The sequence below is a fragment of the Pseudomonas fluorescens genome (assembly GCF_002837185.1).
Classification (GTDB): Bacteria; Pseudomonadota; Gammaproteobacteria; order Pseudomonadales; family Pseudomonadaceae; genus Aquipseudomonas; species Aquipseudomonas fluorescens_AM.
This window is the reverse complement of the sequence record NZ_KZ478009.1, coordinates 1-24793: the sequence shown is the minus strand read 5'-3', so window position 1 is coordinate 24793 and position 24793 is coordinate 1. Positions and strand designations below refer to the sequence as shown.

The 24793-nt window shown below is 62.0% G+C and carries 28 protein-coding genes; 13 read left to right on the top strand and 15 right to left on the bottom strand.

Going from position 1 to position 24793, the window contains the following annotated elements; all coding sequences use genetic code 11:
* Nucleotides 1-36: 36 nt before the first annotated feature.
* Nucleotides 37-921, top strand: coding sequence for a sugar nucleotide-binding protein (locus tag CIB54_RS20130; RefSeq protein WP_083217886.1), 885 nt, complete (start codon nt 37-39; stop codon nt 919-921).
* Nucleotides 922-1044: 123 nt separating this feature from the next.
* Here the strand turns inward: CIB54_RS20130 and CIB54_RS20125 are convergent, their stop codons facing one another.
* From CIB54_RS20125 to CIB54_RS20105, 5 genes are all read right to left on the bottom strand, one after another.
* Entirely contained in the window at nt 1045-1743 is a 699-nt protein-coding gene (locus CIB54_RS20125) for an OmpW/AlkL family protein (RefSeq protein ID WP_065888399.1), read from the bottom strand.
* Nucleotides 1744-1905: 162 nt separating this feature from the next.
* Complete coding sequence (locus tag CIB54_RS20120) at nt 1906-2427, bottom strand: DUF3299 domain-containing protein (RefSeq protein ID WP_065949077.1); 522 nt, start codon at nt 2425-2427, stop codon at nt 1906-1908.
* Between the two features lie 112 nt (nt 2428-2539).
* Nucleotides 2540-3805 (bottom strand): ABC transporter permease, encoded by a 1266-nt coding sequence (locus CIB54_RS20115; RefSeq protein ID WP_065888397.1) that lies wholly within the window; start codon nt 3803-3805, stop codon nt 2540-2542.
* Between the two features lies 1 nt (nt 3806).
* Nucleotides 3807-4517: an ABC transporter ATP-binding protein gene (locus CIB54_RS20110; protein WP_101220762.1), complete on the bottom strand. Its 711-nt coding sequence runs from the start codon at nt 4515-4517 to the stop codon at nt 3807-3809.
* Between the two features lie 6 nt (nt 4518-4523).
* Nucleotides 4524-5147, bottom strand: a complete 624-nt coding sequence (locus CIB54_RS20105) for a DUF2796 domain-containing protein (RefSeq protein WP_101220761.1) — start codon at nt 5145-5147, stop codon at nt 4524-4526.
* 131 nt (nt 5148-5278) lie between these two features.
* Here CIB54_RS20105 and CIB54_RS20100 point away from each other — a divergent pair, with 131 nt between their 5' ends.
* Nucleotides 5279-5623, top strand: a complete 345-nt coding sequence (locus CIB54_RS20100) for a hypothetical protein (RefSeq protein WP_065949074.1) — start codon at nt 5279-5281, stop codon at nt 5621-5623.
* A 104-nt stretch (nt 5624-5727) separates the two neighbouring features.
* Here CIB54_RS20100 and trxA read toward each other — a convergent pair whose 3' ends face one another.
* The 3 genes from trxA to CIB54_RS20085 form a co-directional block, all read right to left on the bottom strand.
* Nucleotides 5728-6600 carry a thioredoxin gene (trxA, locus tag CIB54_RS20095; protein WP_065949073.1) on the bottom strand — a complete coding sequence of 291 codons (873 nt, stop codon included), beginning with the start codon at nt 6598-6600 and terminating at the stop codon, nt 5728-5730.
* Between the two features lie 153 nt (nt 6601-6753).
* Nucleotides 6754-7410 carry a class I SAM-dependent methyltransferase gene (locus CIB54_RS20090; protein WP_101220760.1) on the bottom strand — a complete coding sequence of 219 codons (657 nt, stop codon included), beginning with the start codon at nt 7408-7410 and terminating at the stop codon, nt 6754-6756.
* Nucleotides 7407-7862 carry a YbaY family lipoprotein gene (locus tag CIB54_RS20085; protein ID WP_065949071.1) on the bottom strand — a complete coding sequence of 152 codons (456 nt, stop codon included), beginning with the start codon at nt 7860-7862 and terminating at the stop codon, nt 7407-7409. The genes CIB54_RS20090 and CIB54_RS20085 overlap by 4 nt, the downstream gene beginning before the upstream one ends.
* A 139-nt stretch (nt 7863-8001) precedes the next feature.
* Here CIB54_RS20085 and nrdR point away from each other — a divergent pair, with 139 nt between their 5' ends.
* The 11 genes from nrdR (at nt 8002) to CIB54_RS20030 (ending at nt 16186) form a co-directional block, all read left to right on the top strand.
* On the top strand, nt 8002-8472 hold the full coding sequence (gene nrdR, locus CIB54_RS20080) for a transcriptional regulator NrdR (protein WP_057010308.1): 471 nt from the start codon (nt 8002-8004) through the stop codon (nt 8470-8472).
* The gene (ribD, locus tag CIB54_RS20075; RefSeq protein ID WP_065949070.1) at nt 8469-9596 is read left to right on the top strand and encodes a bifunctional diaminohydroxyphosphoribosylaminopyrimidine deaminase/5-amino-6-(5-phosphoribosylamino)uracil reductase RibD; all 1128 of its coding nucleotides are present in this window, start codon (nt 8469-8471) and stop codon (nt 9594-9596) included. The genes nrdR and ribD overlap by 4 nt, the downstream gene beginning before the upstream one ends.
* Before the next feature lie 48 nt (nt 9597-9644).
* Nucleotides 9645-10307: a riboflavin synthase gene (locus CIB54_RS20070; protein WP_065949069.1), complete on the top strand. Its 663-nt coding sequence runs from the start codon at nt 9645-9647 to the stop codon at nt 10305-10307.
* Nucleotides 10308-10322: 15 nt separating this feature from the next.
* On the top strand, nt 10323-11414 hold the full coding sequence (gene ribBA, locus CIB54_RS20065) for a bifunctional 3,4-dihydroxy-2-butanone-4-phosphate synthase/GTP cyclohydrolase II (RefSeq protein WP_065949068.1): 1092 nt from the start codon (nt 10323-10325) through the stop codon (nt 11412-11414).
* Between the two features lie 88 nt (nt 11415-11502).
* Nucleotides 11503-11979, top strand: coding sequence for a 6,7-dimethyl-8-ribityllumazine synthase (ribE, locus tag CIB54_RS20060; RefSeq protein WP_003194576.1), 477 nt, complete (start codon nt 11503-11505; stop codon nt 11977-11979).
* Nucleotides 11976-12476 (top strand): transcription antitermination factor NusB, encoded by a 501-nt coding sequence (gene nusB, locus CIB54_RS20055; protein ID WP_065888385.1) that lies wholly within the window; start codon nt 11976-11978, stop codon nt 12474-12476. The genes ribE and nusB overlap by 4 nt, the downstream gene beginning before the upstream one ends.
* An 18-nt stretch (nt 12477-12494) precedes the next feature.
* Nucleotides 12495-13460, top strand: coding sequence for a thiamine-phosphate kinase (gene thiL / locus CIB54_RS20050; RefSeq protein ID WP_065949066.1), 966 nt, complete (start codon nt 12495-12497; stop codon nt 13458-13460).
* Between the two features lie 55 nt (nt 13461-13515).
* Entirely contained in the window at nt 13516-14241 is a 726-nt protein-coding gene (locus tag CIB54_RS20045) for a substrate-binding periplasmic protein (protein ID WP_101220759.1), read from the top strand.
* Between the two features lie 129 nt (nt 14242-14370).
* Nucleotides 14371-14988, top strand: a complete 618-nt coding sequence (ribA, locus tag CIB54_RS20040) for a GTP cyclohydrolase II (protein ID WP_065949064.1) — start codon at nt 14371-14373, stop codon at nt 14986-14988.
* The gene (locus CIB54_RS20035; protein WP_065949063.1) at nt 14985-15404 is read left to right on the top strand and encodes a nuclear fragile X mental retardation-interacting protein 1; all 420 of its coding nucleotides are present in this window, start codon (nt 14985-14987) and stop codon (nt 15402-15404) included. Before ribA ends, CIB54_RS20035 begins: the two co-directional genes overlap by 4 nt.
* Entirely contained in the window at nt 15401-16186 is a 786-nt protein-coding gene (locus CIB54_RS20030) for a cobalamin-binding protein (RefSeq protein WP_101220758.1), read from the top strand. Before CIB54_RS20035 ends, CIB54_RS20030 begins: the two co-directional genes overlap by 4 nt.
* Before the next feature lie 90 nt (nt 16187-16276).
* Here the strand turns inward: CIB54_RS20030 and CIB54_RS20025 are convergent, their stop codons facing one another.
* From CIB54_RS20025 to CIB54_RS19995, 7 genes are all read right to left on the bottom strand, one after another.
* A complete protein-coding gene (locus CIB54_RS20025; protein WP_101220757.1) occupies nt 16277-18151 on the bottom strand; it encodes a TonB-dependent receptor domain-containing protein in 1875 nt (624 codons plus the stop codon).
* Nucleotides 18152-18288: 137 nt separating this feature from the next.
* Nucleotides 18289-20187, bottom strand: a complete 1899-nt coding sequence (gene dxs, locus CIB54_RS20020) for a 1-deoxy-D-xylulose-5-phosphate synthase (protein ID WP_101220756.1) — start codon at nt 20185-20187, stop codon at nt 18289-18291.
* A gap of 110 nt (nt 20188-20297) precedes the next feature.
* Entirely contained in the window at nt 20298-21185 is an 888-nt protein-coding gene (locus tag CIB54_RS20015; RefSeq protein ID WP_101220755.1) for a polyprenyl synthetase family protein, read from the bottom strand.
* Entirely contained in the window at nt 21182-21424 is a 243-nt protein-coding gene (locus CIB54_RS20010) for an exodeoxyribonuclease VII small subunit (protein ID WP_003176346.1), read from the bottom strand. The genes CIB54_RS20015 and CIB54_RS20010 overlap by 4 nt, the downstream gene beginning before the upstream one ends.
* Nucleotides 21425-21498: 74 nt before the next feature.
* The gene (locus tag CIB54_RS20005; RefSeq protein ID WP_101220754.1) at nt 21499-22638 is read right to left on the bottom strand and encodes a Fic family protein; all 1140 of its coding nucleotides are present in this window, start codon (nt 22636-22638) and stop codon (nt 21499-21501) included.
* Between the two features lie 130 nt (nt 22639-22768).
* Entirely contained in the window at nt 22769-23149 is a 381-nt protein-coding gene (locus tag CIB54_RS20000; RefSeq protein ID WP_101220753.1) for a hypothetical protein, read from the bottom strand.
* Nucleotide 23150: 1 nt separating this feature from the next.
* Nucleotides 23151-24793, bottom strand: a 1643-nt coding sequence (locus tag CIB54_RS19995; protein WP_198557209.1) for an RHS repeat domain-containing protein, incomplete at its 5' end; no start/stop codon positions are given.

The following is a 24793-nucleotide window of genomic DNA, read 5'->3' as shown; positions in this document are numbered from 1 at the left end:
AACCATCGTTCCAAACAGACCGGGCCTGCTCAATCTATGCGAATGCGCCTTATGTTACTGGGCGGCGGGAATGCCCTCGGGCAGGCGCTGATTCGCCTCGGTGCAGAGGAAGACATCGGTTTCCTCGCCCCCAAACCGCCCCAAGACGGCTGGGATGCCGCGAGTCTCACCCAATTGCTCGACGACACCCGTCCCGACGCCTTGATCAACCTCGCCTACTATTTCGACTGGTTCCAGGCCGAAGCCGTCAGCGAAACCCGCCTGGCTTCCCAGGAGTTTGCCATCGAACGCCTGGCCGAACTGTGCCAGCACCACAGCATTACCCTGGTGCAACCGTCCAGCTACCGCGTGTTCGATGGTTCACGCGCCACCGCCTACAGCGAAAAAGACGAGCCGGTGCCCCTGGGCCTGCGCGGCCAGGCGTTGTGGCGTATCGAGCAGAGCGTACGCGCCACCTGCCCGCAGCATGTGCTGCTGCGGTTCGGCTGGCTGCTCGATGACAGCGTCGACGGCACCCTCGGGCGCTTCCTGGCCCGGGCCGAACAGCCGGATGAGTTGTTGATGGCCGACGACCGTCGTGGCAACCCGACGCCGGTGGACGATGCGGCGCGGGTGATCATTTCCGTGCTCAAGCAACTCGATTGCGCGGCGCCGCTGTGGGGCACCTATCACTACGCCGGTCACGAGGCGACCACGCCGCTGGCGCTGGGCCAGGCGATCCTCACCGAAGCGCGCAACTTCCACCCCCTGGCCATCGAGTCACCGACCGCCCAGGCTCACGCAGCGCGGCCGGATGCGGCGGATGAACCCCAGCACGCGGTGCTGGCCTGCAAGAAAATCCTGCATACCTTTGGCATCAAGCCACGGGCATGGCGGGCGGGGTTGCCGGCGTTGCTCGACCGGTTCTACCGCCACACCTGACACACTGCAAAACCAAATGTGGGAGGGGGCTTGCCCCCGATAGCGGTGGACCAGTCAATAAGTCTTTGACTGACACTCTGCTATCGGGGGCAAGCCCCCTCCCACATTGTTATGCCGTGTTATTTAGAACTTGTAGCCGATACCCACCATGTAGACCATCGGGTCGACATCCACATTGACCTTGGCCCGAGTGCCCTGGCCCAACGCGTTGTTATCCACAGTCGCCTTGGTGCTGATGTCGATGTAGCGCGCCTGGGCGTTGATCATCCATTTGTCGTTGATCATGTAGTCGGCGCCGATCTGCGCGGCCCAGCCCCAGGAGTTTTCGGCCTTGAAGTTGCTGAAACCGGCTTGCTCGGCGCGGCTGCCGACGTGTTCGTCATAGATCCAGGTGTAGTTGATGCCGGCGCCCACATACGGTTGGAACGCCGATTGGTGGTCCAGCGGGTAGTACACGACGCTCAGGGTCGGCGGCAAGTGTTTCAGCGTGCCGAGCTTGCCGTTGGCGGCGCCGAGGGCGGTGTTCTTGATCTTTACATCGTGCTCGAACGGCGTGGCGGCCAACAGTTCGATACCGACGTGATCGGTGATCATGTAGGCGAAGTTCAAGCCCAGTTGGGTGTCGCTGCTCATGGTCGCCTTGCCGCCCAGGTTGGCGCCGGCCAATGGGCCCTGGTCAACCTTGACGCTGCTGCTGTCGGCCTTCGGGTTCACGGTGATTGCACCGGCGCGAACCAGAATGTCGCCCGCCTGGTGGGCGTGGGCGACAGGGACGACGAGGGCGAGCGCGAAGAGGGACGCGCCGAGCAGAGACTTGTTCATGGGAGCTCCAGAAGGACGTTAAAAGTTGTACGTCCAATGGTAAAGATCGTTCCGCTCGATCTTTTGACTCAGCTCAATGAAAGGCTAACCACGCCGCAAAAAACTGTGGGAGGGAGCACGCCCCCTCCCACATTTGATCTTCGGTGTGTTTGAGGGGAGGGATTATTCCTCCAGCTCGTACATGTAGATCTTCTCGGCATCCATCTGGTAACCGGCGTCGGCCAATTCGCTGGACGACGGCTTGACCTGCATCGCGCCTTCGATCCAGTACGGCTGGTACAGCTCGTCGAGTTTCACGCCGACTTCGCTTTTCACGTGCACGATCTGGTTCGACGGCGGTGGCGGCACATGGATGCACGCGCCGAAATACGGTACCAGCAGGAACTCGGTGGTGCGGCCCTCTTCGCTCACCTCCAGCGGCACGATATACCCCGGCAAACGAATGTGCCGGCCGTCGAGGCTCTGCACCACCGGCGCGTTGGGCAAGTCCTGTTTGGCGGCGGGCGCGGCCTCGACGGACAAGGCATCGGCCATGTTCGACAGGTCGTGCAGCGGTTTCATATTGGGCACTTCCGGTGGCGCATCCGGCGGGATCATTTCCTGCCAGGACAAATCCCGGGGCTGCTCCTCGGCCCAGGCAGGTACGGCCACCAGCAGCAACAGGGCAAACAGGGCACGATGCATGAAGACTCCTTAGTGGGTAGCTGCAAGCGGCAAGCTACAAGCTGCAAGCTACAAGTAAAAGCCGATTTGCTTGCAGCTTGCAGCTTGCAGCTAAAAACCTGCAGCTGCAGTTCTACAGCCTAATCGACAGCCCATCGGCCAACGACTGGCGATAGGCACGCCATGCAGGCACGCTGCCCATCAACAGCGCCGCCGCCAGGATACCGGCGAGCAACGTCCATTCATATTCGCTCGGCCATGCCATCGGCAGGTCCAGCCCGTAGTTGGCCTGCAAATAACCGCGCGATGCGCCGATGCACAGGTACAGCAAACCAAGACCTGCCACCACGCCGGACAGCGCCAGCGCGAAGGCCTCGAAGATCAAAAGTGTTGCGATATGCCAAGGCCGTGCGCCCACCGAGCGCAGGATCGCCATCTCTCGGCGGCGTTCGTTGAGGCTGGTGAGAATCGCTGTGAGCATGCCGATCAAACCGGTCAGCACCACGAACAACGAGATCACGAACAAGGCTTTTTCGGCCGTGCCCATCATGCTCCACAGCTCTTGCAATGCCACGCCCGGCAGAATCGCCAGCATCGGCTCGCCACGGAATTCATTGATTTCCCGTTGCAGGGCGAAGGTGGAAATCTTGTTGTTCAAACCGAGCATGAACGCGGTGATGGCTTGCGGGGTCAGGTCCATATTGCGCGCCTGATCGGCGCTGATACGGCCTTTGCCCTGGGCCGGGACACCGTTGTGCCAGTCGATGTGGATCGCTTCCATGCCGCCGAGGCTGATATGCAGCGTGCGGTCCACCGGCGTGCCGGTGCGTTTGAGGATGCCGACCACGGTGAAGGGCTTGTCATCGTGCTTGACCAGGCTGACCACCGCCACGCCGTGGGCCAGCACCAGCTTGTCGCCGAGCTTGTAGTGCAGGGCGTCGGCGACCTCGGCGCCAAGCACCACTTCGAACGGGTCGGTGGCAAAGGCGCGGCCGCTGGCCAGTTCGAGGTTCTGTTTGCGACCGTACTGGTAATGCTCGAAGTAGGACTCGTTGGTACCCATCACGCGGTAACCGCGATGGGAATCGCCCAGGGAAATCGGAATCGCCCATTTCACCTGGGGGTTGGCGGCGAAGTGCTCGTAGCTGTCCCAGCGGATGTTATTGGTGGCGTTGCCGATGCGAAACACCGAGTACAGCAGCAGGTTCACCGAGCCCGAGCGCGCCCCGACGATCAGGTCGGTGCCGCTGATGGTGCTGGCGAAGCTGTTGCGCGCTTCAACGCGCACGCGCTCCACCGCCAGCAACAAGCAGACGGAAAGCGCGATGGCGAAGGCGGTGAGGATGGCGGTAAAGCGGCGGTTAGCCAGGCTGGCCATGGCCAGACGAAACAGATACATCTCAAACCTCTGCGGGCGTGGCGGCGCGATTGAGTTCGGCCAGCGACAGGTTGCGGTCGAACAGCGGGGCCAGGCTTTGGTCGTGGCTGACAAACAACAGGCTGGCACCCGCTTCGCGGCATTCGGCGAACAGCAGCTGGATGAATGCCTCGCGGGCGTCGTAGTCCAGAGCCGAGGTGGGCTCGTCGGCGATCACCAGTTCCGGCTGACCGATCAGCGCGCGGGCGGCGGCCACCCGTTGTTGCTGGCCGATGGACAGCGAATCGGCGCGGCGCTCGAGCAAGTCCGGGTCGTTCAAACCCAGGTGCGCAAGCAAGGTCGCTGCGGCCTGGTCGACACTGCCGTGGCGCTGGGCCGCGCGCTGTGCCCGCAGTTTGGAGAAGTGGCAAGGCAGCTCGACGTTTTCGCGCACCGACAAAAACGGCAGCAGGTTGAACTGCTGGAAGATGTAGCCGGTGTGGTCTACGCGAAAACGGTCACGGGCACCGGCAGACAGTTCGGTCAGCTCCTGGCCGAGCAGGCGGATACTGCCTCGGCTGGGTTTCTGCACACCGCCAAGCAGCCCGAGCAAGGTGGTTTTGCCACTGCCGCTCGGACCCTTGAGGAACAGGGTTTGCCCCGGCTCCAGGCGGAACGCGGGGATGTCCAGCAACTGGGGGTGACCGGGCCAGTTGAAGCCCAGGTCGGACAGTTCGATCAATGCTTCGGTCATGTCAACTCAGAACTTCAGGGTGGCTGCAGTGGCGGTCGCGTCAGCACCTTGCTGGCCGCTCGGGCCGATCAGTTGTACCTGAATTTTCCGGGTGGCAGGGAAGGTCTTGAACACTTGGCTCAGGTCCAGGTTGCTCAGTGCCTCTGGCTTGGCGCAGGTGAACTGGTAGTGGGCATGGATGTCGCTGTGGTCATGATGATGCTCATGGGCGGCAGCGCCTTTGCCGTCGGTGGCATGGTCATTGTCATCGCCATCATCGCCGTTGTCGCCATCATGATCGGCCTCGGGCTTGTCGCCGAACAGCGGGCTGTTGAGTGCCTGGGCGCTGACGACGCAACCGGCGGCCTTGGGCACGTTGAACAGTGCCAGCGGACTTTCCAGCTGTTTGCGCGCGGCGGCGACTTTGGCTTTGTCGGCGGCACTGGTCGCGACATGTTCGAAACCCACCAGGTTCATCGCCGGGCTGTCCAGCTCAAGCTCCAGGCTCTGGCCGTCCAGCACTGCATTGAGACGGCCCACACCGTGTTCGTGAGCGCCGAGGCTGCCATGCTCATGATCATGATCTTCATGGGCGTGAGCGACAGCCAGAGGCAGCAGGGCAAACGGCAAAGCAAGCAGCAGACGGCGCATGACAGGACTCCACAGATGAAAGTTTTGTTATGTGATCTTATAACAATAGTGCCGAGAGTTTGACCGTCCGCTTGGCGTTGCGCAAGCTGCATGGGAGCATGTCCGTCAGAAAAAATGCGGGAGTAAGGACGATGTTGCGAATTCGTGGAACCGTCGGCGACCTGCCGGTGGACTTGACCCTGGAACTGGACGACGGCGATTGGGCGCGACTGGGCGCACAATTGCAGGCCGCCCCGGTGCCGGCCGAGTCGACGGCGGTACCGGTCAGGCAAAGTGAGGATCTGTGGCAGAACGCCCAGGATCTGTTACGCAACGCCGGGCAGCTCAGCGGCCTGGAATTGCTCGATCAACTGGAAGGGTTGGCCGGCGATGCCGCCGCGGGCAAGCGCCTGCTGGTGCGCCTGCGCCACAGCGCCAAAGTGAAAGTGACCAGCGGCGCAGACACGCCGCTGTACACCTGGATCGACGCTTTGTAGGAGCCAGCTTGCTCGCGAAAAACGCGTAGGCGCCGCGTTCATCCAGGATGTTCGCGTTATCGTTGACGGCCTTCGCGAGCAAGCTCGCTCCTACAGGGCGAGGGTTAGTACAGCGCGGCGAACAATTTGCGGCGGTACACCGTGACCAGCGGGTGATCGTTGCCCAGCAGTTCGAACACCTGCAGCAAGGTCTTGTGTGGCAAGCCTTCGCTGTAGCTGCGATTGCGGATAAACAGCTTGAGCAGGCCTTCCAGCGCGGCGTCGTATTGCTGGCGCGCCAGTTGTTGAATGCTCAACTGATAGGCCGCTTCGTCATCCTGCGGGTTCTGCGCCAGGCGGCTTTTCAGGTCGGCGGCGTCCGGCAGGTCGGCAGCCTGGCGCAGGAAGGTGATTTGCGCCTTGGCTCCGGCGAGAGCGGCCTTGTGGTCGTCGCCTTTTACGGCGTCCAGCACGGTTTGGGCTTCATCCAGTTCACCGCGCTCGGCCAGGCAACGCGCGTACAGGATCAGCGCGGCGGCGTTGGTGTTGTCTTCGCCCAGCAGCGCTACCAGCAGGGCTTCGGCATCGCTGATGCGGCCCTCGGCAAACAGCGCTTGTGCCTGCTCCAGTGGATCGGCCGCAGCCGGTGGCGGCATCTGCACATGGGGCTCGAGCATCGCTCGCACCGCCGACTCCGGCTGCGCCCCGGCAAACCCATCCACCGGCTGACCGTCCTTGAACAGCACCACCGTCGGCAGGCTCTGAATACCGAAACGCGCAACGATGTCCTGCTCGGCTTCGCAATCGACCTTGGCCAGCAGCAACTCACCGCGATAACTCTCGGCAATCTGCGCCAGCATCGGCATCAGCGCCTTGCACGGCGCACACCACTCGGCCCAGAAGTCCACCAGCACAGGTTTTTCGAAAGAGTTCTGAATCACCGCCTGCTCGAAGTTGGCGGTGGTGACGTCGAAGATGTACGGCGTGGGCTCACTCATGAGGCGTCTCGAATAAAGCGGGAATGGGGGCAACTATAAGGGCTGGCGCGGTTGGCCGAAAGCATCGTGGACTCGAGACCGCTTTGGCAGACGAACCCGTTCGCCGATTTTGAACTGCATTCCCCTGTGGGAGCGGGCTTGCCCGCGATGGCCTTAAGGGCGCCGCGAATGGTACAGGCTCACCTTGCGAAACTCCCACGGCTCGGCCAGGTCCGGCAGGGTCAGCGCCTCGAGGATGTCCAGCCGCCGATAATCCGGATGCTGGAAATCGCGTACCCGCGAGTCCGCCACCAGCGCTTCGCGGCCACGGGTCAGGAACTGATCCAGCAGCGGCAGGTTGGCGCGATCGTAAAGCACGTCGGCCACCAGAATCAGGTCGAAACGATCAGCCTCTGCAAAGAAATCGGTTGAATAACTCAGTGCCACAGCATTGAGCTCGGCATTCGCCCGGCAAGCCGCCAGCGCCAGCGGGTCAAGGTCGCACGCCACCACCTCCAATGCCCCGGCCTTGGCGGCCGCAATCGCGGCCACGCCGGAGCCGGCGCCGAAATCCAGCACGCGCTTGCCCGCCACCCATTCGGGGTTCGCCGCCAGATAGCGCGCCAGTGCCAGGCCGCTGGCCCAGCAGAAGCTCCAGTAGGGCGGTTCATGCAGGATGCGCCGGGTTTCTTCCTGGCTGAAGGCACGGTCCATGTTGTCGGCGTCGAGCAACCACAACGACAGCTCGGTGCCCGGCAGCGGGCAGGGCACCAAGTGTGCGTCGCCGATCAGTTCACTCAGGGCGCGTTGCAGGTGCAGCGGTGGCGTCATGGCGCCTTGACGAGTTGCAGGGGGCCGGTGGTCTGGGTGATCGCCTGGGTGATGCGCACGGCGGGCAGGTGCAGGATCAACTGGCCGGACTGGCTGGCGCGACCGCGCAATTCAACCCGTGCACCGGCCGGGAACGCTTCGGGGTTGAAGCGCAGGCGAAAGGCCAGGGGCTTGCCATTGCCGGTCAGCACGCTGCTGGCGAGCAACTGCTGCGGGCGCGAGCGCTCGTCGATCACCAGCAGCGCCAACTCGACTTCGGCGCCGGCCGGCACATTGGTCAGGTTGCCGCTGATTTCCCGCTGGTAGGCGGGCAGGGGGCCGAGGTCTTCGATGCCGGGGACTTTTTTCTCTTGTGCGGGTGTTGGCTGAGGCGCGGCCGGCTTGGGGGCTTCGCTGCTGCAGGCGACCAGAAAACTGAACAGGGCGAGGAGAGCAAGTGGTCGTAACTGCATGTACGGCTCCAGAGAGGGCAAAATCCGTGGCTTAAAAAATAGAAACATATAAGCCTGCCTATATACCGTAAAGGCTATGGCTTGTCTTGCGACGGGGATGCGCTACCATGGCCCTCCCTTTATTTGTTGCCTGCCAACCATGCACTGTCCCTTCTGCGGTGCCAACGACACCAAGGTCATTGACTCGCGTCTGGTCGCCGAGGGCGATCAAGTGCGTCGCCGGCGCGAATGCCTGGCCTCTGGCTGCGGTGAACGTTTCACCACCTTCGAAACCGCCGAACTGGTATTGCCACGTCTGATCAAGTCCGACGGCAGCCGCCAGCCTTTCGACGAAGACAAACTGCGCGCCGGTATGCAGCGCGCCCTGGAAAAACGCCCGGTGAGTGTCGAGCGGCTGGAGGCGGCGCTGGCGCATATCAAGCACAAGCTGCGCGCGACCGGCGAGCGCGAGGTCAAGAGCCTGGTGGTCGGCGAGTTGGTGATGGGCGAGCTGCAAAAGCTCGACGAAGTCGCCTATATCCGTTTCGCCTCGGTGTATCGACGCTTCCAGGACCTCAATGAGTTCCGCGAAGAGATCGACCGACTGGCCCGTGAGCCCTCCAAACAATGACCTCTGAACAGGCAATTCTCGACGCCCATTACATGGCCCGCGCCCTCGAATTGGCGCGCAAGGGCCTGTACACCACTCACCCCAACCCACGGGTGGGCTGCGTGATTGTGCGTGACGGGCAGATTGTCGGCGAAGGCTGGCATGAGCGCACCGGCGAGCCCCATGCCGAACCCAACGCCTTGCGCGCCGCCGGTGACAAGGCCCGTGGCGCGACGGTCTACGTCACCCTCGAGCCCTGCAGCCACCATGGCCGTACGCCGCCGTGCGCCGATGCGCTGGTGACAGCCGGTGTGGCGCGTGTGGTGGCAGGCATGCAGGACCCCAACCCGGAAGTGGCCGGGCGCGGCATGCAGCGCCTGGCCCAGGCCGGCATCGAGGTTCGCAGCGGCGTGCTGGAAGCTCAAGCGCGAGCGCTGAACCCAGGCTTTCTCAAGCGGATGGAACACGGCCTGCCGTTTGTGCGGGTCAAGTTGGCGATGAGCCTGGACGGGCGCACCGCCATGGCCAGCGGCGAAAGCCAATGGATCACCGGCCCCGCCGCGCGTGCCGCCGTGCAGCGCCTGCGCGCCGAAGCGAGCGTGGTGCTGACCGGTGCCGATACGGTGCTGGCCGACGGTGCCCGCCTGACCGTGCGCGCCGCCGAGCTGGGCCTGGATGCAGAGACCACCGCCCTGGCCATGTCGCGCCCGCCGCTGCGTGTGTTGATCGACGGCCGTCTGCGGGTGCCGCTCGATGCGCCGTTCTTCAAGGCGGGCCCGGCGTTGGTTATCACGTGCGTGACCGCGGAAAACCAGTTCCCCCGTGGCCCCGAGTGCCTGGTGGTACCGGGTGTGGAGGGCCAGGTCGACCTGCGTTCGGCACTGGTGGCGCTTGCCAACCGTGGCGTCAACGAAGTGCTGGTGGAAGCCGGCCCGAGCCTGGCGGGCGCGTTTGCCCAGCAAGGGCTGGTCGACGAGTACGTGATTTTTGTCGCCGGCAAGTTCCTCGGCTCCGCTGCCCGGCCTTTGCTGGACTGGCCGCTTGAGAAGCTGGCCGATGCTCCCCAACTCAAGATCACTGACATGCGCGCTGTGGGCGACGACTGGCGAGTCACCGCCGTCCCGCTTGCGCCAGCGTGCGTATAATTCCGGGCCTGCGCTTGAGCGTCAGCCCCCCGCTTTCAGGAGAACGACATGTTCACCGGTATTATCGAGTCCATCGGCAGCATCCGTGCAATGACCCCCAAAGGCGGCGACATTCGCCTGCTGGTTGAAACCGGCAAGCTCGACCTGGGCGACGTCAAGCTGGGCGACAGCATCGCCGTCAGCGGTGTGTGCCTGACCGTCGTCGAGCTGCCGGGTAATGGCTTTGCCGCCGATGTCAGCCGCGAGACCCTGGACTGCACTGCAATGAGCGATCTTGCGGCCGGCAGCCCGGTCAACCTGGAAAAAGCCCTGACGCCGACCACGCGCCTGGGCGGCCACCTGGTCAGCGGCCATGTCGACGGCGTTGGCGAAGTGGTGGCCCGTAGCGAAAACGCACGCGCCGTGGAATTTCGTATCCGTGCGCCGAAAGAGCTGGCCAAGTACATCGCCCATAAAGGCTCGATCACCGTCGACGGCACCAGCCTGACCGTGAACGCCGTCAATGGCGCCGAATTCGAACTGACCATCATTCCCCACACCCTCAGCGAAACCATCATGGCCTCCTACCAGCCAGGCCGGCGGGTGAACCTGGAAGTGGACTTGCTTGCCCGTTACCTGGAGCGCCTGTTGATGGGCGAAAAGGCCGCAGAGCCTGCATCAGGCAACATCACCGAAAGTTTTCTGGCCGCTAACGGCTACCTGAAATCCTGACCAAGGGGGTGCCGCGTGGCGCTCAATAGCATCGAAGAACTGGTTGAAGACATCCGCCAAGGCAAGATGGTCATCCTGATGGATGACGAAGATCGCGAGAATGAAGGCGACATCATCATGGCCGCCGAGGCGTGCAAGCCCGAGCACATCAACTTCATGGCCAAGCACGCCCGTGGGCTGATCTGCATGCCCATGAGCCGTGAACGCTGCGAATTGCTCAAGCTGCCGCTGATGGCGCCGCGCAATGGCTCGGGGTTTGGTACCAAGTTCACCGTATCGATTGAAGCCACCACCGGCGTCACCACCGGCATTTCCGCCGCTGACCGCGCCCGCACCGTGCAGGCCGCCGCTGCGAAAGACGCCAAGGCCGAAGACATCGTCAGCCCGGGCCACATCTTCCCTTTGATGGCCCAGCCGGGCGGCACCCTGGCGCGTGCCGGTCACACCGAAGCCGCGTGCGATCTGGCGCGCATGGCCGGGTTCGAGCCCAGCGGAGTGATCTGCGAGGTGATGAACGACGACGGCACCATGGCCCGTCGCAGTGAGCTCGAAGCCTTTGCCGCCGAACACAACCTCAAGATCGGCACCATTGCCGACCTGATCCACTACCGCATGATCCACGAACGTACCGTTCAGCGGATTGCCGAGCAGCCGCTGGACAGCGAACTGGGCCAATTCAATCTGGTGACCTACCGTGATTCAGTGGAAGGCGATGTGCACATGGCCCTGACCCTGGGCACCATCTGCGCCGAAGAGCCGACCCTGGTGCGCGTGCACAACATGGACCCGCTACGCGACCTGTTGATGGTCAAGCAACCCGGGCGTTGGAGCCTGCGCGCCGCCATGGCCGCGGTTTCCGAGGCGGGCAGTGGCGTGGTGCTGTTGCTTGGCCACCCGCTGGATGGCGATGTACTGCTGGCGCATATCCGCGAAACAGCCGACCACGTGCCGGTGAAAAAACCGACTACCTACAGCATCGTCGGTGCCGGTTCGCAGATCCTGCGCGACCTCGGTGTACGCAAAATGCGCCTGATGAGCGCACCGATGAAATTTAATGCGATATCCGGATTCGACCTGGAAGTTGTAGAATACGTGCCCTCCGAATAAAGGCTGGCGATTTTTGCCCCTTGTTCGCGGTTAAATCATCACTGAGGGACGCACTTTTCGCGTCCCGGCTCTTTAAGAGATTTGTCGAATGACCCTGAAGACCATCGAAGGTACCTTCATCGCCCCCAAAGGCCGCTATGCCCTGGTGGTTGGCCGCTTCAACAGCTTCGTGGTTGAAAGCCTGGTAAGCGGTGCCGTTGACGCCCTGGTTCGCCACGGTGTGAGCGAGAGCGACATCACCCTTATCCGTGCCCCTGGCGCCTTCGAAATTCCACTGGTTGCGCAAAAAGTTGCCCAGCAGGGTGAATACGCGGCAATCATCGCCCTGGGCGCGGTCATTCGTGGCGGTACCCCGCACTTCGAATACGTGGCCGGCGAATGCACCAAGGGCCTGGCCCAGGTGTCCATGGAGTTTGGCGTGCCCGTCGCTTTCGGCGTGCTGACCGTTGATTCCATCGAGCAAGCCATCGAACGTTCCGGCACCAAGGCCGGTAACAAAGGCGCTGAAGCTGCCCTGTCCGCCCTGGAAATGGTCAGCCTGCTGTCGCAGTTGGAGGCCAAGTGATTTCCGACGAGAGCGATCGTTTCAACCCGCGCGACGAGCGTCCAGCCGACGCCGGCAAGCCTTCGAAAAGCGAAAAGCGTCGTGCGGCGCGCCAGCTGGCGACCCAGGCGCTGTACCAGCGCCACATGGCCGGCACTGCGCTGAACGAAATCGAAGCGCAATTTCGCGTCGATAACGATTTCACCTTCGCCGACCAGAGCTACTTCCACGACATCCTGCACGGTGTGCCGGCCAACCTGGACGAGATCGACAAGGCTTTGGCACCCTGCCTGGACCTGACCCTCGAGGAGCTGGACCCGGTTGAACTGGCCGTGCTGCGCCTGTCCACTTGGGAACTGCTCAAGCGCGTCGACGTACCGTACCGCGTGGTGATCAACGAAGGCATCGAACTGGCGAAAGTCTACGGTTCGACCGACGGCCACAAGTTCGTCAATGGCGTGCTCGACAAGCTGGCCCCGCGCCTGCGTGAAGCCGAAGTGAAGGAACACAAGCGCTAAGTCGCGCTTGAGTCCTCGATGGGTGAGTTCGAGCTGATCCGCAACTATTTCGCCGCCGCGCCCTGCGCGCAAGGCGGCGAAGGCATTGCACTGGGGATCGGCGACGACTGCGCCTTGCTGGCGCTCCCCGCCGGGGAGCAACTGGCAGTCTCCACTGACACGTTAGTGGCCGGCGTACATTTTGCCGACCCGTGTGACCCGTTCCTGCTCGGCCAGCGCTCGCTGGCCGTGGCGGTGAGCGACCTGGCCGCCATGGGCGCCCATCCCCTCGCGTTTACCCTTGCCCTGACCACGCCGGCCGTCGAAGCCGACTGGTTGCAACGCTATGCCCAAGGTTTGAACGCCATGGCGCTACGCTGCGGTGTGGGCCTGGTGGGCGGCGATACCACGCGCGGGCCGCTGAGCCTGACCTTGACCGTATTCGGTCGCGTGCCGGCCGGGCTGGCCTTGACGCGCGGCGGTGCACGGCCAGGTGATTTGCTGTGTGTCGGTGGCGAATTGGGCAACGCGGCCGGTGCCTTGCCGCTGGTATTGGGCCAGCGCAGCGCGCAAGCGGCCATCGCCGAGCCGCTGCTCGCCCACTACTGGTCACCGCAACCGCAGCTGGCCTTGGGGCTGGCGCTGCGGGGTAAAGCGACTTCGGCCATGGATATCTCCGACGGGCTGCTGGCCGATTGCGGGCATATCGCCAGGGCATCGGCTGTCAGCCTGTTGATCGAACGCGACACCTTGCCGTTGTCTGCGGCATTGCTGGCGTTTGTCGATCGCGACGAGGCTCACGTAGCCGCATTGAGTGGCGGCGATGACTATGTGCTGCTGTTCACCTTGCCGCCGGCCGAACTGGCATCGTTGCGGGCCGGCGGCTGGCCGGTTCATGTGATCGGTCGGGTCGAAGCGGGGCAGGGCGTGACACTGCTCGACGCGCATGGCCAAGACATTACACCGGTCGTGCGCGGCTATCAGCATTTTCGCGAGCTGCCGTAGCTGGCGTCCTGCGCTACCCTTCATATGAATATCTCCACGTAGGAAGCCCCTCACAATGAGTGTGCGCCGCTGGCTGCCGATCATGCTGTGTGTCTTTTCCACTGTGCTTCAGGCGCATGAAGCCCCAGTGCCCGGCAAGATCATATTGGTCAGCGAAGAGTGGAGCGACTACACCAACAATGATGGCAGCGGCCTGGCCTGGGACGTGTTACGTCGGGTTTTCGAACCGGCCGGCGTCGCCCTGCAAATCCGCAGCGCGCCCTATACCCGCTCGGTCGGCTTGGCCCAGCGCGGCGAGGTTGACGGTTGGGTCGGTTCCTACCGCGACGAAGCTGAGCACGTGCTTTATCCGCGCTGGCACTTTGACTCCGATCAGATCTACGCCCTTGGCCTGGTAACGATGCCCACGCCGAGCCTGGCGACGCTCGGCGATTACCGCCTGGCCTGGGTGCGTGGCTACAAATACGAGAAATACCTGCCGAACGTGCGTCGCTTCAACCAGGTCCAGCGCCGCGACGGTATCCTGTCGATGCTGCAGCATGGCCATGCAGACTTCTACATCGAGTCGCGCACCGAAGCCGAGTATGTGCTCAGTCAGGCCGCTGATCCGTCGCGGTTCACACTCACCCACCTCGCGCAACTGCCGCTCTACATAGGCTTTGCCGATAACGAACGTGGGCAGATACTGAGGACCTTGTATGACCAGCGCATGGGCGTGCTGGTGAAAACCGGCGAGTTGAAACCGATCTTTCAACGCTGGAAGCAGCCGTATCCGTTCTGACCTGCATAGAACCAAGCCGAAGGCCAATCGAACGCATTGATCTTTATCAGCGATAATTCAGCTTAAGCGTGTGTAGGAACAGGCTGTTACAATGCCTGCCTCTGTGAAATCTGAAATCAGGAGCACACGGTGCCCGTCGTTTTCGTCGCCGCTTCCAAGCTGCCTACCCCCTTTGCCACATTCACCATGCATGGCTTTCTCGAAGAGGCCACCGGGCGCGAGCACGTTGTGCTCAGCCTGGGCGATATCGCTGATGGTGCAGCGGTGCTGGGCCGCGTGCATTCCGAATGCCTGACCGGCGACGCGCTGTTCAGCCAGCGTTGCGACTGCGGTTCGCAATTGGAAGCCGCGTTGCAGGCTATCGCCCGTGAGGGCCGTGGCGTGCTGCTTTACTTGCGTCAGGAAGGCCGTGGCATCGGCCTGCTGAACAAGATCCGCGCCTATGAATTGCAAGATGGCGGTGCCGACACCGTGGAGGCCAACGAGCGCCTGGGCTTTGCCGCCGACCAGCGTGACTACGCCATCTGCCTGCCGATGCTCGAGCATCTGGGCGTGAAGTCGCTGCGCCTGATGACCAACAACCCGCGCAAGGTCAAAGCCTTGACCGAAATGGGCATCACTGTGGCCGAGCGCGTGCCGCTGCATACCGGGCACAACCCGCATAACAAACTGTACCTGGCCACCAAAGCCAGCAAGCTCGACCACATGATGGGCAACGAGCATCAGGGCGAGGCCGACCGCGCGTGACCCGCGGCCAGGTGAAACGGCGACTGTCCTTCAACTGGTGGCAGTACCTGGCCCTGGCATTGCTCCCATTGTTTGTGATCAACCTGGTGTTCGGCCGTGCCGGGTCCTTGCTTCCCGTACTGGCCATGCCGTTGTTTATCGCCGGCGTGGCCTCGATGTTTCTCAGCCTGCGTTATTTTCATGGCTATAAACACGCGCTGATCGCCACGTCCAAAGCCCTCGATACTGCCGAAGAGCCCGCCGCCTGGATCACCCTTGCGGCGCGCCGACGCACGGCCTTGCTGGTGGCTGCGCTACCGGCCTGGATCGGCGCGTTGGCGGTGTTCGTCGGCCTGGAAGCGGTGCCGCTGTTCTTGCTGGCGCTGTCGACGACGGTGCTGTTTTACCTCTATCGCATTCCGCGTCAGCTGGGATGAGACGCCACTGGCTGGCGCTGCTGCTGGTGTTCAGCACTCAGGTCTGGGCGGTCGAGCGCGTTGTCAGTCTAGCGCCGTCGCTCTCTGAAATCGTGGTCGAATTGGGTGCCGCTGGCTTAGTGGTCGGTGTGCTCGATGGCGGCGACCGTCCGGCGGCGCTGGTTAACGTGCCGTCGGTGGGGCGTTACGGCCAGTTGGACATGGAGCGTCTGCTCAGCCTCAAGCCCGACCTGATCCTGCTGTGGCCCGGCAGCGTCGGCCCGGCCCAGCGCGAGCAGTTGCAGCGCCTGAATGTCCCGGTGTACGTTGCCGAACCCCATAACCTCGAACAATTGACCCGCCAGGTCCAGGCCATTGCCGAGCAATTGGGCCGAGCCGACACCGGCCTGGGGTTGGCCGACCAACTGCGCCGGCGCCTCGCCGAACTGCGCCAGCGCTATCAGCGCGCCGAGCCGTTGCGCGTGTTTTACCAGGTCTGGAACCAACCGCTGTACACCGTGGGCGGTGAGCAGATCATCAGTGATGCGTTGAAAGTGTGCGGGGCGCGTAATGTGTTCGACGACCTCAAGCTGCCAGCGCCGCAGGTCAGTATCGAGTCAGTGTTGCAGCGTGATCCGCAACTGATCCTGGTAGGCGATCAGGCGCAGCGCGAGGCCTGGAAGGTCTGGCCGACCCTGTTCGAGCGCGTTCGGTTGGTACCGGACAAGGGCCTGGAGCGGCCCAGTGGGCAGATGCTGGAGGCGGTGGCGCGGTTGTGTCAGGTGATTGCGCCGAACCTCTGACATCGCTATCGCAGGCAAGCCAGCTCCCACAGGGGAATGCATGTCAAATGTGGGAGCTGGCTTGCCTGCGATGACGCCGCTTCAGACAACTCAAATCTCAGGTGCCCAGGTCACCCCGAGCATCCACGTCCGGCCTGCTTCGCGATAATTCTGATACCCCTCGAGGTAGCTGTACTTCGCCCGCGCATAAGACGTGTCCAGCACGTTATCGACCTTCAGCGACAACGAAACTTCGCGGTTCAACGCCCAACGGCTGCGCAGCCCCAGCAACGCATACCCGCCCAGACGATTACGATTGGCTTCGTCATCGTAACTGCTGCTGATCGCCTGCCAGCTCGCGCCCACACCGACCTTATCGAACTGCCGATCCAGGTCCAGGTTCAACGTGCGCCGTGCGCGACGCGCCAGGGTATGGCCGCTGTCGCGGTCACGCGGGTCGATCAGCGACACGCCCAGGTTGCCCTGCCAGCCAAACAACTCTTGTTTGAGCGCCGCTTCAACACCATTGATTCGCGCCGACGCTACGTTCTGAGGCTTGCCTGCGTCGAGGATGATCGCATCGCTCAGGTCGGTGCGGTACAGCGAGGCTTCCAGGCGCGTGCTCTGCGCCAGTTGGCTGCGCCATTGCACCTCGTAGCTTTTTGACGTCTCAGGCTGCAGGTTGGGATTGCTGTACTGCGTGTCGGGGTAATAGAGATCGTTGAAGGTTGGCGCACGCAAGCCTTCGCTGTAGCTGAACAACACGTCATTGTCAGGGTTGATCGGCACTGTCAGGGTGCCGCTCCAGCTGTTCTGACCGCCGAACTGCTGGTTCTGGTCGCGGCGCAGGCCCAGTTCGGTGGAAAACCATTGAGCATGAAAGCGATGCTGCACGAAAGCGGCACGGTTCCAGCGACTGTCTTCGGTAAACGCGGTGGAACCGTGGAAGCGGTCTTGGTACCAGTCGCCACCGACGATCAGGCTGTTGCGCTCGTTCAGCGTCAGGTCGTTCTGCCAGTTGACCGAATCGCGGTAGGTGTTGAACACGCTGAAATCATCGCTGAGGGTATCGCGCTTGGTGTCACGGTTTTCGCTGTGGCCCACCTCCAGGCGCGACTGCCAGGCTTCGCTGAGGGTGGCGGCGACATAGCCGCTGGCGCTGCTGACGGTGTAATCGGTGTAGGGTTTCTGGCCGAAGCTTTGCCCGGTAGCGAAGTCGTAGCGCCCGAAGCTGTTGTCGTACTCCGACTTGCCGCGGTTATCCAAGAGGTTGAAGCCCAGCTCCAGCGCATCGCTGAACGAGTGGCTGAGGTTCAGGCTCAGGGACTGATTGCGGTAGGCGTCGTGGTCGCCGTCGCTGGGAAACGACTGATGGGTCGAGTTGATGCCGGCCGTTTCATCCAGGCTGGCGCCCAGGTTGAAGCGCGTCTGTTCATCGCCGCCCGACAGGCCCAGGCTGCGCTCCCAGGTCTGATTGCTGCCAACGCCCAGTTTCAAGCGCGGTTGCAAGCCTTGCTCGGCGTTGCGCCGGGTAAACACCTGGATCACCCCGCCAATCGCATCGCTGCCGTAAATCACCGAACGTGAGCCGCGCAGCACTTCCACACGCTCGATCTGGTCGACGTTGAGGTATTGCAGGCCGCTGTCGCCCGAGGTGGTATTGGCGATCCGCTGGCCGTCCACCAGCACCAGACTCTGCGCAGATTTTGTACCGCGAATGTAGATGCCCGGCAGACTGCCACGGCCACCGGTGGGCGCCACTTGCACGCCGGGCACGCGGCTGAGCAGGTCGGTGACGCTGCCGGGCTGCAGGCGGTCGATATCGGCGCGGGTGAATACGGTGTTGGCGGCGCTGCTGTCGTTACGCGCCTGTACCTGGCGGTTGGCGCTGATGAGCACGTCGGAGAGCTTCAAGGCCTGGTCGCGGGTGTCGGCGAGCAGGTTCGAGGCAGGCAGAAGCAGCAGTGCAACGTACAGGCGTTTCATGGGCTGTCCATAGCGTTTCAAGGTTGCACAGATCAAATGTGGGAGGGGGCTTGCCCCCGATTGCAGTGGTTCAGTCACAATAGCTACAACTGATACACCGCTATCGGGGGCAAGCCCCCTCCCACACTTGGATCCGGTTACGGATTCAAGAGCGCCAAACGCTGGCGCACCGACGCTTCGATGCCGGCTTCATCCAACCCGCACTCAGCCAGCATCTGCGCTGGCTTGGCATGTTCGACGTAGACATCCGGCAAGCCCAGGTGCAGCACCGACTTGAGGATATTCTCCCGTGCCAGGAACTCACTGACCGCCGCACCGGCGCCGCCCATGATGGCGTTTTCTTCGACCGTTACCAGCAGCTCGTGACTACCGGCAATCTCGCGCACCAGGGCTTCATCCAGTGGTTTGACGAACCGCATGTCGACCACGGTGGCATCGATTTTCTCAGCGACTTTAAGGGCCTCGGCCAGTTGCACGCCGAACACCAGGAAGGCCGCCTTGCTGCCCTGGCGACGCACGATACCCTTGCCGATTTCAATCGCCTCCAGGTCTTTGTCGATCACCGCATTCGGGCCATTGCCGCGCGGATAGCGCACGGCGGCGGGGCCGTTGTACAGGTGGCCGGTGCTGAGCATCTTGCGCAATTCGTTCTCGTCGCTCGGCGTCATCACCAGCATGCCGGGGATGCAGCGCAGGTAGGACAGGTCGAAACTGCCGGCGTGGGTCGGGCCGTCTTCGCCGACGAGACCGGCGCGGTCGATGGCGAACAATACGTCGAGGTTCTGCACCGCCACGTCATGCACCAATTGGTCATAACCGCGCTGCAGGAAGGTCGAGTAAATCGCGACCACCGGTTTGGCGCCTTCACAGGCCATGCCGGCGGCGAAGGTCACCGCGTGCTGCTCGGCAATCGCCACGTCGAAATAGCGCAGCGGGAAACGCTCGCTGAAGGCCACCAGATCGGAGCCTTCCTTCATCGCCGGGGTAATGCCTACCAGGCGCGGGTCGGCGGCGGCCATGTCGCACAGCCATTCGCCAAACACGCCGGAATACTTCGGGCCGCTGGCCTTTTTCGGCGCTGCGGCGGGGGCGTCCAGGGGTTCGAGCTTGGTGATCGCGTGGTAACCGATCGGGTCGACTTCCGCCGGGGCGAAGCCTTTGCCTTTCTTGGTGACGATATGCAGGAACTGCGGGCCCTTGAGGTCACGCATATTGCGCAGCGTGGCGATCAGGGTGGGCAGGTCATGGCCGTCGATAGGGCCGATGTAATTCCAGCCCAATTCTTCGAACAAGGTGCCGGGCACCAGCATGCCCTTGGCATATTCTTCGGTGCGACGGGCAATTTCCCACGCGCCGGGCAGACGCGACAGCACTTTCTTGCTGCCTTCGCGCATGCTGGCGTAGGTGCGGCTGGAGAGGATTTTCGCCAGGTAGTTGGACAAGCCACCGACATTGCGCGAAATCGACATGTCGTTGTCGTTGAGGATCACCAACATGTTGGCATCCACTTCCGGTGCATGGTTCAGCGCTTCGAAGGCCATGCCCGCAGTCAGCGCGCCATCACCGATCACCGCGATCGCCTTGCGCTCACTGCCTTGCAGGCGGGCCGCAATCGCCATGCCCAGCGCTGCGCTGATGGACGTGCTGGAATGGCCGACGCCAAAGGTGTCGTACTCGCTTTCCGAGCGGCGTGGGAAGGCGGCGATACCGTCCTTCTGGCGCAGGCTGGCCATGCGCTCGCGACGGCCGGTAAGGATTTTATGCGGATACGCCTGGTGGCCCACGTCCCACACCAGCCGGTCGTCCGGGGTGTCGAATACGTAGTGCAGGGCGATGGTCAGCTCGATCACGCCCAGCCCGGCACCGAAATGCCCACCGGTCTGGCCGACCGTGTAGAGCAATTCCAGGCGCAGTTCATCGGCCAGGGTTTCCAGCTCGGCTTCACCCAGTCGACGCAGGCCGTCCGGCGTGGCAGCACGGTCGAGCAAAGGCGTGGACGGGCGCTTGCGGGGAATCTCTAGGAACGTCGTGGGCATCAGGCGAATCGTTATAGGTATAGAAGAGGCGGCAGTTTACCTCAAGCATTGCAAACTGCCCACGCAGAGGGGCGAACTTGGCCAATTTGCGGCGCTTATGGCCGCACGAGTCAGTGGCGACGTTCGACGATATACCGCGCCAGATCACGCAACGGCCCAGCTGCCGCGTCGAAAGGTCGCAGGGCGTCCAGGGCTTGATCGCGCAGTTCCAGGGCGTAGGCCTTGGCGGCCGCAAGCCCGAGCAGCGCAGGATAGGTCGGCTTGTCCCGTGCGATATCGGCGCCCTGGCGTTTGCCCAGGGTCGCGGTGTCGCTTTCCACGTCGAGGATATCGTCCTGCACCTGGAAGGCCAGGCCGATCGCCCGTGAATAGGTTTGCAGCGCCGCCAATTGCCCCGCTTCAGCCCGGCCACTGGCCAGGGCGCCCAGTTGCACGGCGGCTTCGATCAGCGCGCCGGTCTTGTGACGATGCATGTGTTCCAGGGCTTGTTGATCCAGCTTGAGGCTGACCGAACCCATATCGATCGCCTGCCCGCCGACCATCCCGGCCGGGCCTGCGGCCAGGGCCAGGGCGGTGACCATGCGCAGGCGGATCTCGGCGTTGACGCTGCTCAGCGCCGGGTCCAGCAATGCGCTGAACGCCAGGCTCTGCAGGCCATCACCGGCCAGGATCGCATAGGCTTCATCAAAGGCTTTATGAGTGGTCGGCTGGCCGCGACGCAGATCGTCATCGTCCATCGCCGGCAGATCGTCATGTACCAGGGAATAGGCGTGAATCAGTTCTACCGCACAGGCCGCGCCATTGGCCTGTTCGGCCGGCGCCCCCAGCGCTTCACACGCGGCGTACGCCAGCAACGGGCGCACACGCTTGCCGCCATTCATCACGCTGTAGCGCATGGCCTCGTAAAGCCGCTTCATTTCCGGGCTCGGCGCAACAAACAAGGGCTCCAGCGCCGCATTTACCCGGGCTTGGCTACTGGCCTGATACGCATCGATCATTCGGGTTGTTCCGCATCGAAAGGTTCTTCGGCCAACTCCCCGTCGCGCTCAAGCAACACCTGCACTTTTTGCTCAGCCTGCGCCAACGCGCTCTGGCAGTCACGCGTCAGGCCGATGCCTTGCTCAAACGCCGTCAACGAGTCTTCCAGCGACAACTCGCCGTTCTCCAGACGCTCGACCAGGGTTTGCAGGTCGGCGAGGGATTGTTCGAAATCGAGTGCAACTTTTTTGCGGGCCATGGCGGCAATTCCGGTAGACGGTAAACCGGCGCGACACTAGCAGACATGGGGGATTGGGGCAAATGAGTGGGGGCTTACTCGCCCGCAGTATTAATCTGATAACGCGTACTGCGACCGCCTCCGGGCAGACGGATCAGGCAGTTTTTTTCCAGCAGGTCAGCCAGGTGCCGCGTGGCCGTTGCCTTGGATACCTTGGCCACCGCCTGGTACTGCGCGGCGCTGATGCCCTGTTCGAAACCCCTTTCACCGCCGTCGAGCAGGCGGTTGAGCACCTTGGTCTGTTCGACAGACAAAGCAGCGCTGCGGTGATGGTCCCAGAATCGCGTCTTGCTCAACACACGATCTATCCGCGTCATTGCCTGGTGCAGGCTGCGCAACAACGTTCTCAGAAACCACTCGAGCCAATCCGTGATATCGAGCGTGGCCTTTTGGCTGGACTCCAATGCGTTGTAATAGCCCTGGCGGTCCTCAAGGATACTGGCTGACATCGCATAAAAGCGTATCGCGTGATGGTCGCCCTGGGCCAAGGCCAAGTCAGTGATGGCGCGTGTCAGGCGACCATTGCCGTCATCGAACGGGTGAAGCGTGATAAACCAGAAATGCGCAACGCCGGCACGTATGAAGGGGTCCAGTTCAGGTTGACTGCGGCTCAGTTCGAACCACTCAAGAAAGTCATCGAGCGCCTGCTTCAGCCCCGCGCGTGGCGGCGCCTCAAAATGCACGGTAGGGTGGTCAAGACGGCCCGATACCACCTGCATCTGCTCATCCCCCCGCAGCTCCCCGACATTCATCGCGCGCGTGGAAACGCTCGCTTGCGAAGTTGGAAACAGCAAATGGTGCCAATGCATCAGACGCGAATAGGTGAACGGTTTGGCGAATTGCTCGGTGGCATCCATCATCAGATCAGCGAGGCCTTCGCTACGGCGGCTTACCTGACCGGCTTTCGTGGCCTCCAGGCCTAACCGTCGCGCCAGGGAGGACCGCACCGAGCCGACATTCAGTTGCTCGCCTTCAATAGCGGAGGAGGTCAGGATGTTTTGCAGCAGCGCGTCCAGTTCGTTCTGCGCACTGGCTGCCTGACCAGCGGAGCCGAGCATGCCCAGGAGTTTGCCCTGGGAGTGACTGCATTCGCGCAGCAAAGCAGCCAAGCGTCCGGGCTGCCAGTGGAAATGGGGCCAGTCGAGGTGTTGCCAGATCCAGCGGGGGTGATCCATGGAAGGAGTACCTAGGTACTGAGTCGAATGTAGGGGTTATTCGGCTCATATGGTGAGCCGATTGTGCTGGTCATTCGGCTCACTGTCGAGGGGGCAAGCCGATGATTGGATGTTTGAGTGTCTAAAATTTTTAGATATTAGTTGGGTAAAGATGAATGGCGGTAGCTCTGACATCAACGAAGCCGAGCTCGTGCGGCATTGGCTGGTCTAGCTCTACGAGGATTACTGAATCCCCTATCTTTAGTACTGCACAGCCGTCTGCATCGTTAATAAGCTCGCCAGTTATTATCTGTATGCCATCGTTTACCGTGATTTTTGGCGTTGTGTCAGAAGAAAGATCAATATTTTCCTTCCAGGAAAATACTTCATCCAATTCTAATTCCACATCCAAAACATCACCGATGTTGGGCTTGGTGCCATGCCAGAAAGCTATGCCATTTCCAAAAAGCGAGCTGAACTCCACACATAAAGTGTCTTGGACGGAAAAAACGTCAGTCGTTCGTATTTTCATTTCACTTCTTCGTTAATGGGACCCGTACGACAGTATTGTCTATATTCATCGTGTTGGTCTTCAGTTCAAGTGTCCATGTTTCCTCATGATAATGATGCTTGCTTGGCTTGCTGTTCATTTCATGAGCGCCGTAACGGATGCTTCTTTTTGCATCGCTGGAAACAATTCTGTCTTTATCAGGTTTGCCTGTTCGTGGGTTGGTATTCGTATGAGGGGGAGGTCCCAAAAACTCTTCCCATTTATGAACGGTTTCTTCCGGATTTACAGGTTTACTGGCATAGGTCTCCTTGTGGTAGCCCATATCAGGTCGCGCATTTGGGCTCTTAGGTGTGGGTGTGCTGTATTCATTAGCCTGCGGCAGTGCCTCTGGACCTTCACGACTACTCTGCTGGCACTTGTTTTCACCTGGACAATTGTTCAGACCTAGAGGGTCTACCCAGCCTGTAGGGTTGGGCACGTACTGGTACCCATTGATCCCACCCGCCAGCTTCACCGGATCGGGCGTCAGGTAACGACCGATATTCGGGTGGTAGTAGCGATGCCGGTTGTAGTGCAGACCACTTTCCTGGTCGTAGTACTGGCCTTGGAAACGTAGAGGGTTGTCGACTTTGCCGCCGTCGAGGCGGCTGATTTCGCCGTAGGCGCGGTAGTGGGCGGACCAGACGATTTCGCCGTCGGGCGTTGTAAGTTCCTGCGGTGTGCCGAGGTGGTCGAGTTGGTAGTGGTAGGGCTTGGTCTCTTCCGGCCCGAAGCCTTCCAGCAGTGCCAGCGGACGGAAGCTGTCCGGTTCGTAGAGGTAGCTGCGATGGTGATCGGCGTGGTGTTCGGCGATCAGCTTGTCGCCTTGCCAGAAGAACTCCGTGGTTTTCTCTTCGATGGTTTTGCTGATGCGCCGACCAAACGGGTCATAGCGATAGCTCGCGGTTTGGCCGTTGGGCTTGGTGACGCCGATCAGCCGGTGCTGGCAGTCGTAGCGGTACTCGGTGACGAGTGAATGACCTTTGCCACGCCGTTCGCGGATCAGGTTGCCGAAGGCGTCATAGTCGTAATGGTGATCGCCTTGGATCATCAACCGATTACCCGCCACGATGTCCGGGCCCGGCCTGTCTTGCATGAGTAAATTACCGGCGGGGTTGTGGCCGAAACGCTCCTGCACATCCTGCGAGTGATCGGCGCGGGTCAGGCGCTGGAGCGGATCGTAGCGGTAACGGTGTTCGCCTTTGCGGGTGTCGAGCAGGCGGGTGAGGTTGCCGGCTTTGTCGTAGTCGTATTGGCGTTGGTAAAGGTGGTTTCCTTGCTGGGTGACGGCGTGGGCGTGCAGGCGGTTTTGGTCATCGTAGTGGTAGTGGCTGAGCAGTTGGCCTTGTTGGCGTTGGTGTTCGCGACCAGCGTTGAATAGATGCGAGGTGAGCACGTCACCGTTGAGTTCGACGGTGGCGAGATGGCCGCCTTTATCGTGGTTGAAGGTGAGGCGGTTGTTGTCGGGCAGGCGCAGATCTTTTAATTGCCCGCAGGCATCGTAGCCATAGCGCAAGGTGCCCCAGCCCTGGTGCTCAGCAGTGAGGCGGTTTTGTTTGTCGTACTCGTAAGCCAGCGCCCAGTGGCCGTCTTCGACGCTGAGGAGGTTGCCTTGGCGGTCGTAGG

Excerpts from the sequence above, each read along its gene's own strand:
- CIB54_RS20130 (WP_083217886.1), top strand. The coding sequence starts at position 37 with ATGCGAATGCGCCTTATGTTACTGGGCGGCGGGAATGCCCTCGGGCAG.
- CIB54_RS20125 (WP_065888399.1), bottom strand. The coding sequence starts at position 1,743 with ATGAACAAGTCTCTGCTCGGCGCGTCCCTCTTCGCGCTCGCCCTCGTC.
- CIB54_RS20120 (WP_065949077.1), bottom strand. The coding sequence starts at position 2,427 with ATGCATCGTGCCCTGTTTGCCCTGTTGCTGCTGGTGGCCGTACCTGCC.
- CIB54_RS20115 (WP_065888397.1), bottom strand. The coding sequence starts at position 3,805 with ATGTATCTGTTTCGTCTGGCCATGGCCAGCCTGGCTAACCGCCGCTTT.
- CIB54_RS20110 (WP_101220762.1), bottom strand. The coding sequence starts at position 4,517 with ATGACCGAAGCATTGATCGAACTGTCCGACCTGGGCTTCAACTGGCCC.
- CIB54_RS20105 (WP_101220761.1), bottom strand. The coding sequence starts at position 5,147 with ATGCGCCGTCTGCTGCTTGCTTTGCCGTTTGCCCTGCTGCCTCTGGCT.
- CIB54_RS20100 (WP_065949074.1), top strand. The coding sequence starts at position 5,279 with ATGTTGCGAATTCGTGGAACCGTCGGCGACCTGCCGGTGGACTTGACC.
- trxA (WP_065949073.1), bottom strand. The coding sequence starts at position 6,600 with ATGAGTGAGCCCACGCCGTACATCTTCGACGTCACCACCGCCAACTTC.
- CIB54_RS20090 (WP_101220760.1), bottom strand. The coding sequence starts at position 7,410 with ATGACGCCACCGCTGCACCTGCAACGCGCCCTGAGTGAACTGATCGGC.
- CIB54_RS20085 (WP_065949071.1), bottom strand. The coding sequence starts at position 7,862 with ATGCAGTTACGACCACTTGCTCTCCTCGCCCTGTTCAGTTTTCTGGTC.
- nrdR (WP_057010308.1), top strand. The coding sequence starts at position 8,002 with ATGCACTGTCCCTTCTGCGGTGCCAACGACACCAAGGTCATTGACTCG.
- ribD (WP_065949070.1), top strand. The coding sequence starts at position 8,469 with ATGACCTCTGAACAGGCAATTCTCGACGCCCATTACATGGCCCGCGCC.
- CIB54_RS20070 (WP_065949069.1), top strand. The coding sequence starts at position 9,645 with ATGTTCACCGGTATTATCGAGTCCATCGGCAGCATCCGTGCAATGACC.
- ribE (WP_003194576.1), top strand. The coding sequence starts at position 11,503 with ATGACCCTGAAGACCATCGAAGGTACCTTCATCGCCCCCAAAGGCCGC.
- thiL (WP_065949066.1), top strand. The coding sequence starts at position 12,495 with ATGGGTGAGTTCGAGCTGATCCGCAACTATTTCGCCGCCGCGCCCTGC.
- CIB54_RS20045 (WP_101220759.1), top strand. The coding sequence starts at position 13,516 with ATGAGTGTGCGCCGCTGGCTGCCGATCATGCTGTGTGTCTTTTCCACT.
- CIB54_RS20030 (WP_101220758.1), top strand. The coding sequence starts at position 15,401 with ATGAGACGCCACTGGCTGGCGCTGCTGCTGGTGTTCAGCACTCAGGTC.
- CIB54_RS20025 (WP_101220757.1), bottom strand. The coding sequence starts at position 18,151 with ATGAAACGCCTGTACGTTGCACTGCTGCTTCTGCCTGCCTCGAACCTG.
- dxs (WP_101220756.1), bottom strand. The coding sequence starts at position 20,187 with ATGCCCACGACGTTCCTAGAGATTCCCCGCAAGCGCCCGTCCACGCCT.
- CIB54_RS20015 (WP_101220755.1), bottom strand. The coding sequence starts at position 21,185 with ATGATCGATGCGTATCAGGCCAGTAGCCAAGCCCGGGTAAATGCGGCG.
- CIB54_RS20010 (WP_003176346.1), bottom strand. The coding sequence starts at position 21,424 with ATGGCCCGCAAAAAAGTTGCACTCGATTTCGAACAATCCCTCGCCGAC.
- CIB54_RS20005 (WP_101220754.1), bottom strand. The coding sequence starts at position 22,638 with ATGGATCACCCCCGCTGGATCTGGCAACACCTCGACTGGCCCCATTTC.
- CIB54_RS20000 (WP_101220753.1), bottom strand. The coding sequence starts at position 23,149 with ATGAAAATACGAACGACTGACGTTTTTTCCGTCCAAGACACTTTATGT.